This is a genomic window from Staphylococcus equorum, from assembly GCF_029024965.1.
Classification (GTDB): domain Bacteria; phylum Bacillota; class Bacilli; order Staphylococcales; family Staphylococcaceae; genus Staphylococcus; species Staphylococcus equorum.
The window spans coordinates 954,062-968,388 of the sequence record NZ_CP118982.1; the positions used below are offsets into that span (position 1 = coordinate 954,062).

Sequence of the window (14,327 nt, forward strand, 5' to 3'; positions counted from 1 at the left end):
AGTAGGAGGAAAATAGTAATGGCTGAGTGGACAAGAGATGAACGTTATCAAAAATATGAAGACGTTGATCAGCAAACATTAGATGATTTATCAGCTAAAGTTAATGAGTCTAAGTATAGACAAACGTTTCATTTACAACCTAAAACAGGATTATTAAACGATCCTAACGGATTGATATACTATGACGGGACGTATTATATATCACATCAATGGTTTCCGTTAGGACCAGTCCATGGCTTGAAATATTGGTATACATATACAAGTAAGGATTTAGTACATTTTGAAGATGTGGGAACATCATTAAAGCCAGATACTAAAGATGATAGTCATGGTGTTTATAGTGGTAGTGCATTTGAATATAATAACCATATGTATTATATGTATACGGCAAATCATCGCGATGAAGATTGGAATAGAATTTCTACGCAACATATTGCAAAAATAAATGCAGAAGGTGAAGTTGAAAAGTTTCCTAAAGCGGTCATTGCTGAACCGCCATTTGGATATACACAGCACTTCAGAGACCCTAAAGTATTTTCAAAAGATGGTGTCTATTATGCTGTCATTGGAGCTCAAAATGAACAAGGTCAAGGTAGAGTGATTCAATATCGTTCAACAGATATTGTGAATTGGGAATTTCAAGGTGAAGTTCATACGAATCTAGATTCATTTGGTTATATGTGGGAATGTCCGGATTACTTTAACTTGGATGGATATGATATGTTGTTATTTTGTCCACAAGGTATTGATGAAGAAGGTGAACGATTTAAGAATATCTATCAATCAGGTTATATTATGGGACAATACGACATTGATAATTTAACAATGAATCATGGCGACTTTTTTGAACTTGACCACGGCTTTGATTTTTATGCGCCACAAACGTTTATAGATGAACATGGACAGCGAGTATTAATTGGCTGGATGGGATTGCCGGAAATTAATTATCCATCTGATGTTGATGGATGGGCACACTGTCTAACTATTCCACGTGTACTATCGATTGAAGCAGGTAATTTAAAACAACGACCTGTAAAATCCCTTGAACAATTAAGAACAAATAAAGAAACAGCACTAGGATATGCGAATAAATTCACGAGACAATTGTATCCATATGAAGGAAGACAATATGAATTGATTATCGATATTTTAGAAAACGATTCAACTGAAGTATATTTTGAAGTGCGTACGTCTAAAACACAAACAACACTGATTACTTATAATAAGAAAGAACAAAAGTTAACGTTAGATCGTAGTGAAAGTGGTTTGTTACCAGACCCAGTCGACAGTACAACAAGAACAACCTATCTGGATACACCTTTAACACAGTTACAATTATTTATCGATACATCGAGTGTCGAAATATTCTGCAACGATGGTGAACGTGTCATGACTTCTAGAATTTTTACAGACGATGAAGCTACAGGCATTAAAACATCAACAGAATCTGGACAAGTATATTTAAAATTCACAAAATATGATTTAAAGGATGAGGAAGTATGAAACGACTACTTGCTATAGGTGAAGCGTTAATCGATTTTATACCTAATACGACGGACTCTAAATTGAAAGATGTTGAAGGCTTTTCGCGCCAAGTGGGAGGCGCACCTTGTAATGTAGCATGTACGACGACTAAACTAGGTGGCAAAGCTGAGATGATTACTCAATTAGGAAATGATGCATTTGGTGATTTAATAGTTGAAACGTTAGAAAACTTAGATGTCGGTACACAGTATTTAAAACGTACGGATGAGGCTAATACTGCATTAGCTTTTGTAAGCTTAACTAAAGACGGTGAAAGAGACTTTTCCTTTTATCGTAAACCTTCTGCTGATATGCTTTACCAAACTGAAGCGGTAGCAGGAATTGATGTAATGGAAAACGATGTGCTACATTTTTGTTCGGTGGATTTAGTAGAAAGTCCTATGAAGTATGCACACAAAGCATTGATTGATAAAGTTAAAGTAGCAGGGGGAACAGTTGTATTTGATCCCAATGTTCGCTTGCCATTATGGGATAGTGAGGACGCGTGTAAAGAGGCAATACAATCATTTATACCACTAGCAAATATTGTTAAAATTTCTGATGAAGAATTGACTTTTGTTACAGGTCAGAGTGACGAAGTACAAGCAATTCAATGGTTATTTCAAGGTGATGTAGAAGCGGTTATTTATACTAAAGGTGCTGGCGGAGCTATGATATATTTGAAGGACGGTACAGTCATTAGGCACCAAGGGTTTAAAGTACAGCCGATTGATACGACAGGTGCCGGAGATGCTTTTATTGGAGCATTGATTAGTAGAATCGTAACCTCAAATACAAATGATATAAATCAATTGTTAAAAAATGAAGGTCAAAGTATTTTAGAATTTAGTAATTATGTAGCAGCAATGGTTACTACAAAATACGGCGCTATAGAGAGTATTCCGAATTTAAGTGAAGTAAATAAAGCATTAAATAAACAGTGAAAAAAGACTTAGCATAATTTGCTAAGTCTTTTTTATATTATATTTTTTTTACATTTCTTACTGAAGCAAAGCAATGTTCTTGGTTTTTGAAATAAACAATGCGAGATTTTGAATCAATAGATTCAATATTATGTCTGTTAACAACGAAACTGTTATGACATCTAAAGAATCTATCATCAAGTTGGTTAAGTTCTTTAAGGTTACCATAGAATTCAATTTGTCTATTGTCTAAGTGCGCAATCAATCGATGAGATTTAGTAGAGGACTCAAAAAACATAACATCATCATATTGAACATATACTGAATTACTTCCACGTTTTAATTCAATTGTTTCAACAGTGCTTTCTTTAGAAAGTAATTTTAACCTAGATTCTGAAGTTTCTAAACAATCAATGATTCTAGATTTTAATTCATCTGGATCATCTTTAAAAATAAAGTCCATCGCTGCTACTTTATAAACAAAAGTAAGATATGTAAGCTCGCTATGACTTGTAACAAAAATGATATTACCTACAGGATCGTGCTTGCGAATTTCACTAGCAAGCTTGATACCGTTAATGTCGGCTTCCAATTGTATATCTAAAAAGTAACACCCTATATCACTTAAATCTTTAGAACGTTCTAAAACTTCATAAGGATCGGCAGTTGCAACTTCAATTTCCATCGGTTTCTCTTCAATCATGATGTAGTTGTTGATAATCGAAATCATATTCTCACGTTGTCTTTCATCATCTTCACATATGAATATCTTCATATTTTCACACCCTTATGAATCAGTATTTAATATTTCTACTTTTTGAATAAAATAGTTATTATCAATTGTTGTATCTAATAAAACATTAGAAGTCGTATCAGTCAACTCTTTTAATGTTGAAAGCCCAAGCCCACGATTTTTACCTTTTGTAGAGAAATTCTCTTGGAACAGGGTATGTACTCGAGGCATATCAGTATCACATTTATTCATAACTATAAACATCACTGAATCATCTTCATTTTTGATAAAAGCAATTCGAATAAGCGGGTCATCCACTATTTTTTCAGAAGCTTCGATCGCATTATCAAGTAAAATGCCAATAACCCTACTCAAATTAATAATAGGCATTTCTATTTTTTCGATTGTTTCAGGAACTTCTATGCTAATTCTAATATTCTTTTCTTGAGCTTGTAATATTTTTGTTGTTAATAATCCTTTGATTTCACGAACTTTTAGGTTTTCAATACCATTAATTTTAATGGCATTCATTTGCATACTGTCTTGCATAGGCAAAATTTCTTCATGGAAATATTGATCTAAACCTTCCATATCATTTTCTCTAATAAAATCCGACATCGTTGATAATATGTTGACGTAGTCATGTCTAAATTTACGCATTTCATGATTAATTTTTTCTATTTGTAAAGTATACTTATAGTAATTCTCGATTTCACGCATATTACGCTTGTATTGAATCTGACGAATGATACTGAAAGAAATCGTAACAATAAGTACAGCAGTCGTTATGATTAATACGGCATACATAACCACTAAAAACTTTATATCTCCAAAAGAAAGAACACGATCAGGTAAATAAAAATAAATTAATAACAATACTGTTAATAGAAAAACACAAACAATAATTAAATAGATTTTATTTAATGATAAACCGGAAGTGGTTAATAGTTTAAAGAGAAATCTTCCAAGTATTGAAAAAACCATAATTATAGCAACGAAAATTATATAGTATATAAAGTTAAATATATAATTCTCTGAAATTAAATCTTGCAATGATGTTGCTAACCAAATTGAAAGGAAGTTGGCCATATACAGGATGAAAAAGCTAACGAGTACAGATACGACACCCATGAAGCGATTTTTAAAATACATAAAGACAACACTTGCTAACAATAAAAATAACATCGATTTTGTATCAAAATAAAAGAATAAAATGGTTGAAGGGATTATAATCCCAATAATGGTAATATAATCCCTCAAAGTATAAGTTACATTTGTTAAAATTTTAATGATTATGAAAAGCAAAACTGCTTGAAATATTGATAACATGATTGTGTTTAAAATAGCCATACTCTACACACTTTCTAAGACAATTATTCGTATAATTCTGTAATTTCTTTAGGTACTTCTGTCTCATCAAAATATCCATAACAAGGTCTTGCCCCGGCTACTGCACCTAGTACTGTGAAAAACTTCGCGATTATACTAAAAATAGATTCAAAGATATGCATAATTAAACATCCTCCTTAGGGAAAAATATAGGTAGTTGAGCGATAGCAATCAAAATAATGCCTAAAAGTACTAATTGTTGATAAGGCTCACTGAAAAACATTGATATTACTACTAATAATAAAGTTACAATGACTGTCTTTAATTTCTTACCTTTTACTAATCGTTGTGGTATAGGCTGCTTTTTCGTAGCAGCAGGTGCGTATATCATTAATATAATGAAACCAATTATTGCTAATGGATACATAATTAGTGAAGACACTCCCATATACCCGATTAACCAAGGTAATAAAACAAATAAAGATAAATTCTGCACATGACATGCAAAAGAAGATTTTGCATGTGCACCGTGTGCATATTGCCTAATTAAAAAGTACGATAAATGGACAGTTAGTGTGTAAAAAAAGAGATGGCAAAGGATCGAAACGCCATAAGTTATTATTGTTTTGGTTACATTGCCTACAAATACTTGCATACCTAAACGCATCTTTAAATAATCAATATGTTCTAAGTTGTTACGTTGTTGTAGATATTTAGCAAAACGGTCAATTTTGCTATCTATAGACTTTAACATTGGGCTTCTCTCCTCAGTCGTATTATACAATTTTAATTAAGTTTTATGCGTCTTATTGCGTAACTGTATATTTTGTGTTCCTAACTGTTGCTAATCTTTATCTCTTTAATTTTAACATAAAAAAGTAAACATTTAGGAATGAAATATGACGAGTTAGGGATTTTTTAACGAATAACCTCAAAATCATGGTTAAATGTACTTGTATCACAAAGAAGTGATAGCATTTTACAAATCATTTAATCAATTTTTGTTTGAATTTTGATTTGAATGATGAAGTTAATTAAGCTTTTGAGCAGGAGCTTAATTGACACGCTGATATTGTAACTGTACTTTCTTCGTATAGTTGTTATAGTTACAAAAATTAGTTATCGTTTTTCAATTTTAATACAAACAAGAGGAGGCTGATGTAGTGACAAAAGATATCTCAGCAGCAATTAGTGATTTCGTAAAATAGTACTTACTGAGTACACAACGCGCTTATTAACTTAAGCATTCCCAATTTAGATTTGCAGAACCTTCCCAGTCTCGAATCTAATATCATTTTAACATTGTCTATAACAGAGACAATTTAAAATATTAACATGTAAGCTATCGTAAACATCATTCAATTTATCATTAAAATCGGTAAATTCACTAATTTTTTTCATAATTAATAACATCCCCAAAAATAGATAGAGAAATAACTGTAAAAACATTCCCTTAATAATAAGTTACAAAAACCGTGAGCCCCTCCCAAGCTCACGGTTTTTATTATGAAATTATTTATATAGATGTGGTCTTAAATTTTTGAATACTGGAATAGTATTGCGTTGATTCGTTACTTCATCTAAATCAATGTCACAAGTTAAATGATCTGGTTTTTCTTCTAATTCTGCTATAACTTCACCATTAGGGTTAATTACAATAGAATGACCTGCATATTCAGTCTTACCATCATCTCCACAAGCATTACAACCAACTACAAATATATCATTTTCGATGGCACGTGCTTTTAAGAGGGCAGTCCAATGATTCAATCTTACCGCGGGCCATTGTGCAACATAAAAAGCGATTTGTGCATCTTTACGCGCTGGATAGCGAAGTAATTCAGGAAAGCGTAAATCGTAACAAGTAATATGTGCAACTTTAGCGCCATCTGATAGAGTGAAGGGTTCTGGAACTGCATTACCGGGTGTTAAAAATGAAGGTTCATCTAACATCGGCACAAGATGTACCTTGTCATAACTGTTTATTAAATAACCATTTTTTGAAACGGCAAAAGCAGTATTGTAGATGTTATCTTTCATACTATTTGAAACAGAACCTGCAATTACATCAACTTTATATTGGATTGCTAATTTTGATATAAACTCAAAACTTCTTGATAATTGATTATCAGCAAGTTCTTTTAGTTGCGGTAGGGCATAACCGTTGTTCCACATTTCCGGTAAAACTACGATATCTGTCTTTGCTGTGACATACTCGGCAAACCAATTCGTAATTGTTTCTTCATTTAATGCAACATTCGCTGGTTCCACTTTAAATTGAAAGATTTCTATATTCATCTCGATCGCCCCTTAAATTGTTGTTAGCATAAATATACTAGATATATTCAGAAAATTCAAAATTGGAAGGGGGCAATGAAATTACAAAATACCACGTGAGACGCGTGGACACTCAAAATAGAAATATTCAAATAAAAAAACCAGTTCATTTTAAATGAATTGGTTTTATAAATTGGAAAGGGTTTATCCCCTAAGCGCTTGTATTATTGTTAATGTTAAAAAAATTAAACAAACTATTTTCTTACTAAGAAGCGTTTGCTTACATCATGAAATTCTTTTTCTCCAGCTTCATCACGCACGTTACCAAAAGGCATTTGAGCTACAAGATTCCAAGTAGTAGGAATATCGAACGCTTCAGTTACTGCTACGTCTACAAGTGGATTATAATGTTGTAATGATGCGCCAATACCTTTAGTACCTAATGCAGTCCAAATTGCAAATTGGTGCATTGCATTTGTTTGGTTTGACCAAATTGCAAAGTTCTCAGCATAGTTAGGCATTTGATTTTGTAAACCTTCGACAACGTCTTGATCTTCAAAGTATAGGATTGTACCATATGAATGTTTGAAGTTATCAATTTTGTCTGAAGTTGCTTGGAATTCACGATCAGGACCCATTGATTTTTTTAATTCTTCTTTTGTTATATCCCAAAATTTATTATGGTTATCGTTTAATAACAATACAATACGAGTTGATTGAGCATTAAATGAAGATGGAACATGTTTAATTGCATGTTCGATGATACCTTCTACCTCTTTATCAGATATTGAAATTTCTTGTTCTAAACTATATATTGTACGTCTTGATTCTACTGCACTTTGAAATACATCTAGTGTATCTTCTTTTTTACTAAAAAATCCCATTCGGAAAACTCCTTCATATCAATTTATTTTATATATCTAGTATAATAATTATACCTTGATTTGTAAATAGCTTTTTACAATAAATTTCAAATAGATTAATTTCTTCTTTCAAAAGCCTAATTTTAATGAAAAATAGGACGATTTCTAATATACTAATAGGGAATATAAGAAAAATTATTTGGAGGTGAGATTATGAAAAATTATATTTCACATAAGTTTATTGTATCTAGCTTTGCAATTGCACTAAGTGCTACATTAATTTCTAAGCCAACACAAGGGGCAGAGAAAGATCTAAATGAATACAATAAGAATACGACTATGAAGAATGCTGATTTAGACCATAAGCGTATCAATATATCAGATATAGATAAAAATGTGCAAAATAGCACTCAGCTAGTAAATAATTCAAGTGAGAATGAAGTATCTTCAAATTCTGACCAAACTGATAATAAAACCAGTAGTGATGCTATAACGATTTCATCATCCGAACAATCAAATGATAGTAACTCTAACGATAGTGAGCCAGACACTACTACTAACCCAGTTAAGTCAGATGAAGACAATCAATCATCGGATTCAAACAATACAGGAGACAGTGACAACGGAACTGAAGAGAAACCATCATCGGAACAACCAAATGGCAGTGATTTGGACAATAGTGATTCAGACACTACTACTGAGCCTGAAAAGCCAGAAGAAGATAATCAATCATCAGGTTCTGACAAACCAGAAGATAATGCCGACGATTCAGAAGAGAAACCTAAACCAGAACAACCAAGTGAAGACGAAGACGATAATACAACAGAACCATCAAACCCTGATAATCCACAGGACGGTGGAGATGACTCAGAAGAGAAACCTAAACCAGAACAACCAAGTGAAGACGAAGATGATAATACAACAGAACCATCAAACCCAAATAACCCACAAGGCGGCGGAAATGACTCAGAAGAGAAGCCTAAACCAGAACAACCAAGTGAAGACGAGGATGATAATACAACAGAACCATCAAACCCAAATAACCCACAAGGCGGCGGAAATGACTCAGAAGAGAAGCCTAAACCAGAACAGCCAAGTGAAGGTGGAGACGATAATACAACAGAACCGTCAAACCCCGATAACCCACAAGGTGGTGGAGATGACTCAGAAGAGAAACCTAAACCAGAACAACCAGGAGAAAGTGGAGACGATAATACAACAGAACCGTCAAACCCCGATAACCCACAAGGTAGCGGTGATGACTCAGAAGAGAAACCTAAACCAGAACAACCAAGTGAAGGCGGAGGAGATAACAATACAACAGACCCCCCGAAACCTAATAAACCACTGAGCCCCAACATACCATCTGGATCAAACCATCATAACCAGGGTAGTAAAAATAATATATCAGACAGTTCAGTGAATCATTCAAACTCGGGAAGTTCTCAAAATGAACACACATCTTCAAACAAATATAATGGTGAGAATCAAAATGCAAATAAGCAATATGCGCAATCAAATAAAAAGATAGCAGGCAGTAACAATAATGCTGTGACTTATGGAGATTTGAGTACAGAGAAAACAAGTCAAAATTCAAATCAAGGTGACAGCAGATTAGTTAATAGATTTAATCAAATGTCTCCAGGTTCTTTTAAATACAATCCTTTTATTTTGAACCAAGTTAAACAGCTTAATAATAATGTTGATAGTGTATCTGACAAAGATATTACTTCTATTATAAGACGTCAAAGTTTTTCAGATAATGCGTTTTTAAATGAGTTACAAAAGGGAACAAATTATTTTAAATTTCAATATTTTAACCCATTAAAATCAAGAGATTACTATAAAAATTTAGATAAGCAAGTTTTGGCATTGATTACTGGAGAAATAGGTTCTATGCCTGACTTAAAAACGCCAGAAAACAAAAGTGCCGCATCTGGTAAATATGAATATCATTCAAGTAGTGATGAAGAATCGACGCGTACAAACGATAAGAAATCGAAAGACACAATTGATATTAAATTCGAACGGACATTATTTGCTTTAATCACTGCAATAACGATAATATTTATAGGTGTAGTGGTAGGATATTTCGTTTATCTCAGAAACAAAAAAGTAAATGAATAGCTTTTGATATATAACGTTTCATAGACAAATAAAAAATGGAAGGACTCATGTAATAAACATTGAGTTCTTCCATTTATTTTATATAACTTAAAATTTAATTAAAACATGAAGTTAAATATAAATGATGCAGATTCTTGTAGTTCTTTTATTTTTTCAGGACCAAAGTAAATTTGTACAATAGCGACAAAGCCATTTTGCATTATGTGTACTAGGATAGGTACCCATATACGTTTTGTATATACATACAATGCTGAGAAAATAAAGCCCATACCAAAATAGATGATAAAGAATGATGGGTCTGCATGTGCAGCACTAAAGATAATTGAACTCACAATTCCGGCAATGAGAAATTTAAAAGTTTTATTACCTTTTAATATGTTGTATAACTCACCAAATATTACTTTTCTAAATACGAACTCTTCTAGAATAGGTCCTACAACTGAAATTAATATGATAAACATCGGGATTTCTTGTGCTATTTTCATCAATCTTTCCGTATTAGGGCTAGATTGAGGTGCGCCGAATACATACATATTTATCATTCCTGCAACAACTTGATAAATCATAACAATCATATAACCTACGATTGCCCAAAGTATTACATACCTTTTCTTTTCTTTAGGTTGTAACTCTAGTTGGGTAGGATTGGCAATGAAAAAGTTTATTAGTATGATGAGTAAAGTAGCTATAATAAACAAGATCACTTGTGTATAAATATTAGCAAAGAGGATTTCCTTGCCACTTAAATTGTTAAATAAGCCAGCCATTTGTAAGAAAATCGGACCAAACTGAGCAAGGCCATAAATAACTAATGTCAAAATGGACACCCATAAACGAGACATAATGAACCTCCAAAAATTAGAATATATTCTATTTTATCGCAAAATAGCTTTTCACACAAAATTTAGTGTAATGGTTTTAACTTGAAATATTGACCAACTTTGATTATTATAGAAAGTGTATTAGCACTCACAATGATTAAGTGCTAAAAATTTTAGTATTTTAAGGAGGAACAATCAATGTTAAAGCCATTAGGTAACCGAGTAATTATTCAAAAAACAGAACAAGAGCAAACAACTAAAAGTGGTATCGTTTTAACTGATAGCGCTAAAGAGAAATCAAATGAAGGTACGATAATTGCAGTAGGTGCAGGACGTATTTTAAAAGATGGTTCTCGAGTTGCTCCTGAAGTGAATGAAGGCGACAATGTTGTTTTCCAACAATTTGCTGGAACTGAAGTTAAGCGTGGAGACGACACATACTTAATCGTTAGCGAAGACGATATATTAGCAGTAATAGAAGAATAATCAAAATTAAAACTAAAAAATATACAAATAATACGAACATCATGGAGGTAAAGTAATATGGCGAAAGATTTAAAATTTTCCGAAGACGCACGTCAATCTATGTTAAGAGGTGTAGATAAATTAGCTAACGCCGTGAAAGTTACAATTGGACCAAAAGGGCGTAATGTTGTATTAGATAAAGAATATACATCACCACTAATCACAAATGACGGTGTTACAATTGCAAAAGAAATTGAATTAGAAGATCCATATGAAAATATGGGAGCGAAATTAGTACAAGAAGTTGCCAACAAAACGAATGAAATCGCAGGTGATGGAACAACTACAGCTACAGTATTAGCTCAAGCAATGATACAAGAAGGCTTGAAAAACGTAACAAGTGGTGCAAATCCTGTAGGTTTACGTCAAGGTATCGATAAAGCTGTAGACGTAGCTATTGACGCATTACAAGAAATCTCTCAAAATGTTGATAATAAAAATGAAATTGCGCAAGTTGGATCAATTTCAGCAGCAGATGAAGAAATTGGTAAATATATTTCAGAAGCTATGGAAAAAGTAGGTAACGATGGTGTAATTACAATAGAAGAATCAAGTGGTTTTAATACTGAACTTGAAGTCGTTGAAGGTATGCAATTTGATCGTGGCTACCAATCCCCTTATATGGTAACTGATTCAGATAAAATGGTTGCAGAACTTGAAAAACCATATATTTTAATTACAGATAAAAAGATTTCATCTTTCCAAGATATTCTGCCATTATTAGAACAAGTTGTTCAATCTAACAGACCTATCCTAATCGTAGCAGATGATGTAGAAGGTGACGCACTAACAAATATCGTATTAAACCGTATGCGTGGCACATTTACTGCAGTGGCAGTTAAAGCACCTGGATTCGGAGATCGTCGTAAAGCAATGTTGGAAGATTTAGCTATCTTAACAGGCGCACAAGTGATTACTGATGACTTAGGCTTAGATTTAAAAGATGCAACAATTGACATGTTAGGTACTTCAAGTAAAGCAGAAATCACTAAAGATAATACAACAGTGGTTGATGGTAATGGAGACCAAAATAATATCGATGCACGTGTAAGCCAAATTAAATCTCAAATTGAAGAAACGGATTCTGAATTTGATAAAGAGAAATTACAAGAGCGCTTAGCTAAATTAGCTGGAGGCGTAGCTGTAATAAAAGTTGGTGCAGCAAGTGAAACAGAATTAAAAGAGCGTAAATTACGCATTGAAGATGCTTTAAACTCTACTAGAGCTGCTGTTGAAGAAGGTATTGTAGCCGGTGGTGGTACAGCATTCATGAATATTTATGACAAAGTTTCTAAAATTGAAGCTGAAGGCGATATTGCAACAGGCATTAATATTGTATTAAAAGCATTAGAATCTCCAGTTCGTCAAATTGCAGAAAACGCTGGTTTAGAAGGTTCGATTATTGTTGAAAGACTTAAAAATGCTGATGTAGGTGTTGGTTTCAATGCAGCTACAAATGAATGGGTGAATATGTTGGATGCAGGTATTGTAGATCCAACTAAAGTTACACGTTCAGCGTTACAACATGCAGCAAGTGTAGCAGCAATGTTCTTAACAACTGAAGCGGTTGTTGCGCATATTCCTGAAGAAAGCAGTAATGATGCACAAGCAGGTATGGGCGGCATGCCAGGGATGATGTAAAATAGCCCTCAAACGTTGATTTGAAGGCATTTAGTAATTGTGAATGACATAATTTTGACATAAAAATTTAAAATAATTCTTTACTGACGTCTTCCATTAAGTTACTTAACTTAGTGGAAGACTTCTTCTTTATGATGAATGTTCTATAGTTTGATATACATATCTATAGAGACTATATTGTAACAAAGGAGGAATTTATTATGTTAAAAGATATCAATGAAATTGTTGTCCCAGATAGTAAAATAATCCAAGAAGCACAAGAAGTAGTCCATGAATACGGTAATGAGTTAATATGGAACCATTCGAATAGAGTATATTTATTTGGTGAAGTTAAAGGCATGCAAGATAATTTGAAATATGATAAAGAGCTTTTATATATGTGTTCGCTCTTCCATGATTTAGGGTTAACGAACCAATATAGTAGTGATGATCTGAGGTTTGAAGTAGACGGCGCAAATGCAGTCCGCCAATTTTTAGATACACACAATTATAACGACCAAGATTTACAACTTGCTTGGGATTCAATTGCATTACATACAACGATAGGTGTGGCTGAGCATAAAGAAAATAATGTTGCATTATTATATCACGGTGTTGGTATGGATGTTATGAGTGACAATTGGGACCAATATTCAGATGAAATTAGAAAAGCTATCGTAAATAAATTTCCTCGAGGTAATTTTAAAAAAGATGTATTAACAGCTTTTTATGAAGGCTTTAAGCATAAACCTGAAACAACTTTTGGTAATATTAAATCTGATGTGGTGAAATATTTTGAGCCAGAATACCCTCAAAATAATTTTTGTTCTTGTGTCCTACGCTCAAAATGGGATGATTAAAAATACGCTGTACTTTAGTAATATTTAATCACTAAATCTTAAAGTAAAAACAATTGAATTTGAAAGCGATATAGAGCACTATTTAACAGTAGTATTTAAATATTTTTAGTATAAAACGTATAAAGTGAGTAAAAACAACTTATTGAGGGTAGAGAAAGTAAGCATAAATATTATTCACTACTTATAATTATTATTTATGTGAAGCTTTTTTAAGAAAGGGAGATTAACTATGACAAAAAAATCAGTGTACGATGTGATTGATACAGGTATTAATTATTTAATATCAGATTATGACAAATGGAACATTGAAAGTATATTAGATAATGAAAGTGAACTCTTCCCTAATACGCTACATTGGCAATATGGACACGTGTTAACTATTTTTGAATCTGCGCTATCTTTAAGTGAACAAAATGAAGTCGACATCCAAAAATATACGCGCTTATTTGGCTATGGTTCTAATCCAGCTGATTGGGGCGACGAAGATATCCCAAGTGTGGATGAAATTATCGAAAATTTAAAAACGTTACCTGAACGTGCCAAAAAATTAACTGACCAACAATTAGAAGTTGAATTAACTGAAACGATTGCTGGTTGTAGTACGTTAGATGAGTTGTTAATTTTAAATGCAATTCATGTACCACTACATGCTGGTAAAATTGAAGAAATGGCACGTGTACTGAAACAGCAACGTTAATATAAATAAAAAGGATGAAATCACCGTT

The 14,327-nt window shown here is 32.8% G+C and carries 14 protein-coding genes; 7 read left to right on the plus strand and 7 right to left on the minus strand.

Features of this window, described 5'->3' with window-relative positions:
* Nucleotides 1-18 precede the first annotated feature (18 nt).
* Entirely contained in the window at nt 19-1,503 is a 1,485-nt protein-coding gene (locus PYW44_RS04505; RefSeq protein WP_021339967.1) for a sucrose-6-phosphate hydrolase, read from the plus strand.
* Entirely contained in the window at nt 1,500-2,468 is a 969-nt protein-coding gene (locus PYW44_RS04510; RefSeq protein ID WP_021339968.1) for a carbohydrate kinase family protein, read from the plus strand. The genes PYW44_RS04505 and PYW44_RS04510 overlap by 4 nt, the downstream gene beginning before the upstream one ends.
* Nucleotides 2,469-2,505: 37 nt before the next feature.
* Here PYW44_RS04510 and agrA read toward each other — a convergent pair whose 3' ends face one another.
* From agrA to PYW44_RS04540, 6 genes are all read right to left on the minus strand, one after another.
* Nucleotides 2,506-3,222, minus strand: a complete 717-nt coding sequence (agrA, locus tag PYW44_RS04515; RefSeq protein ID WP_002507139.1) for a quorum-sensing response regulator AgrA — start codon at nt 3,220-3,222, stop codon at nt 2,506-2,508.
* Between the two features lie 12 nt (nt 3,223-3,234).
* Complete coding sequence (agrC, locus tag PYW44_RS04520; RefSeq protein WP_021339969.1) at nt 3,235-4,530, minus strand: quorum-sensing sensor histidine kinase AgrC; 1,296 nt, start codon at nt 4,528-4,530, stop codon at nt 3,235-3,237.
* Nucleotides 4,531-4,553: 23 nt separating this feature from the next.
* Nucleotides 4,554-4,691 carry a cyclic lactone autoinducer peptide AgrD gene (agrD, locus tag PYW44_RS04525; RefSeq protein WP_021339970.1) on the minus strand — a complete coding sequence of 46 codons (138 nt, stop codon included), beginning with the start codon at nt 4,689-4,691 and terminating at the stop codon, nt 4,554-4,556.
* Nucleotides 4,692-4,693: 2 nt separating this feature from the next.
* Nucleotides 4,694-5,263: an accessory gene regulator AgrB gene (locus tag PYW44_RS04530; RefSeq protein WP_021339971.1), complete on the minus strand. Its 570-nt coding sequence runs from the start codon at nt 5,261-5,263 to the stop codon at nt 4,694-4,696.
* Nucleotides 5,264-6,021: 758 nt separating this feature from the next.
* Entirely contained in the window at nt 6,022-6,807 is a 786-nt protein-coding gene (locus PYW44_RS04535) for a carbon-nitrogen family hydrolase (RefSeq protein ID WP_021339973.1), read from the minus strand.
* 233 nt (nt 6,808-7,040) lie between these two features.
* Nucleotides 7,041-7,670, minus strand: coding sequence for a nitroreductase family protein (locus tag PYW44_RS04540; protein WP_021339974.1), 630 nt, complete (start codon nt 7,668-7,670; stop codon nt 7,041-7,043).
* 192 nt (nt 7,671-7,862) lie between these two features.
* Here PYW44_RS04540 and PYW44_RS04545 point away from each other — a divergent pair, with 192 nt between their 5' ends.
* On the plus strand, nt 7,863-9,776 hold the full coding sequence (locus PYW44_RS04545; RefSeq protein WP_115075970.1) for an SdrH family protein: 1,914 nt from the start codon (nt 7,863-7,865) through the stop codon (nt 9,774-9,776).
* A 98-nt stretch (nt 9,777-9,874) separates the two neighbouring features.
* Here the strand turns inward: PYW44_RS04545 and mroQ are convergent, their stop codons facing one another.
* Entirely contained in the window at nt 9,875-10,618 is a 744-nt protein-coding gene (gene mroQ / locus PYW44_RS04550) for an intramembrane glutamic endopeptidase MroQ (RefSeq protein ID WP_107513846.1), read from the minus strand.
* Nucleotides 10,619-10,795: 177 nt separating this feature from the next.
* Between mroQ and groES the strand changes: the two genes are divergently transcribed.
* The 4 genes from groES to PYW44_RS04570 all read left to right on the plus strand — a co-directional run bounded on the left by groES (nt 10,796) and on the right by PYW44_RS04570 (nt 14,299).
* Nucleotides 10,796-11,083 (plus strand): co-chaperone GroES, encoded by a 288-nt coding sequence (gene groES, locus PYW44_RS04555; RefSeq protein ID WP_002507147.1) that lies wholly within the window; start codon nt 10,796-10,798, stop codon nt 11,081-11,083.
* A gap of 57 nt (nt 11,084-11,140) precedes the next feature.
* The gene (groL, locus tag PYW44_RS04560; RefSeq protein ID WP_002507148.1) at nt 11,141-12,763 is read left to right on the plus strand and encodes a chaperonin GroEL; all 1,623 of its coding nucleotides are present in this window, start codon (nt 11,141-11,143) and stop codon (nt 12,761-12,763) included.
* A 200-nt stretch (nt 12,764-12,963) separates the two neighbouring features.
* Nucleotides 12,964-13,602, plus strand: coding sequence for an HD domain-containing protein (locus PYW44_RS04565; RefSeq protein ID WP_002507149.1), 639 nt, complete (start codon nt 12,964-12,966; stop codon nt 13,600-13,602).
* Between the two features lie 229 nt (nt 13,603-13,831).
* Nucleotides 13,832-14,299 (plus strand): bacillithiol transferase BstA, encoded by a 468-nt coding sequence (locus PYW44_RS04570; RefSeq protein ID WP_002507150.1) that lies wholly within the window; start codon nt 13,832-13,834, stop codon nt 14,297-14,299.
* Nucleotides 14,300-14,327 lie beyond the last annotated feature (28 nt).

Coding starts and splice junctions, on each gene's coding strand:
- PYW44_RS04510 (WP_021339968.1), top strand. CDS start 1,500: ATGAAACGACTACTTGCTATAGGTGAAGCGTTAATCGATTTTATACCT.
- PYW44_RS04530 (WP_021339971.1), bottom strand. CDS start 5,263: ATGTTAAAGTCTATAGATAGCAAAATTGACCGTTTTGCTAAATATCTA.
- mroQ (WP_107513846.1), bottom strand. CDS start 10,618: ATGTCTCGTTTATGGGTGTCCATTTTGACATTAGTTATTTATGGCCTT.
- PYW44_RS04535 (WP_021339973.1), bottom strand. CDS start 6,807: ATGAATATAGAAATCTTTCAATTTAAAGTGGAACCAGCGAATGTTGCA.
- PYW44_RS04545 (WP_115075970.1), top strand. CDS start 7,863: ATGAAAAATTATATTTCACATAAGTTTATTGTATCTAGCTTTGCAATT.
- agrC (WP_021339969.1), bottom strand. CDS start 4,530: ATGGCTATTTTAAACACAATCATGTTATCAATATTTCAAGCAGTTTTG.
- agrA (WP_002507139.1), bottom strand. CDS start 3,222: ATGAAGATATTCATATGTGAAGATGATGAAAGACAACGTGAGAATATG.
- agrD (WP_021339970.1), bottom strand. CDS start 4,691: ATGCATATCTTTGAATCTATTTTTAGTATAATCGCGAAGTTTTTCACA.
- PYW44_RS04565 (WP_002507149.1), top strand. CDS start 12,964: ATGTTAAAAGATATCAATGAAATTGTTGTCCCAGATAGTAAAATAATC.
- PYW44_RS04505 (WP_021339967.1), top strand. CDS start 19: ATGGCTGAGTGGACAAGAGATGAACGTTATCAAAAATATGAAGACGTT.
- groES (WP_002507147.1), top strand. CDS start 10,796: ATGTTAAAGCCATTAGGTAACCGAGTAATTATTCAAAAAACAGAACAA.
- PYW44_RS04540 (WP_021339974.1), bottom strand. CDS start 7,670: ATGGGATTTTTTAGTAAAAAAGAAGATACACTAGATGTATTTCAAAGT.
- PYW44_RS04570 (WP_002507150.1), top strand. CDS start 13,832: ATGACAAAAAAATCAGTGTACGATGTGATTGATACAGGTATTAATTAT.
- groL (WP_002507148.1), top strand. CDS start 11,141: ATGGCGAAAGATTTAAAATTTTCCGAAGACGCACGTCAATCTATGTTA.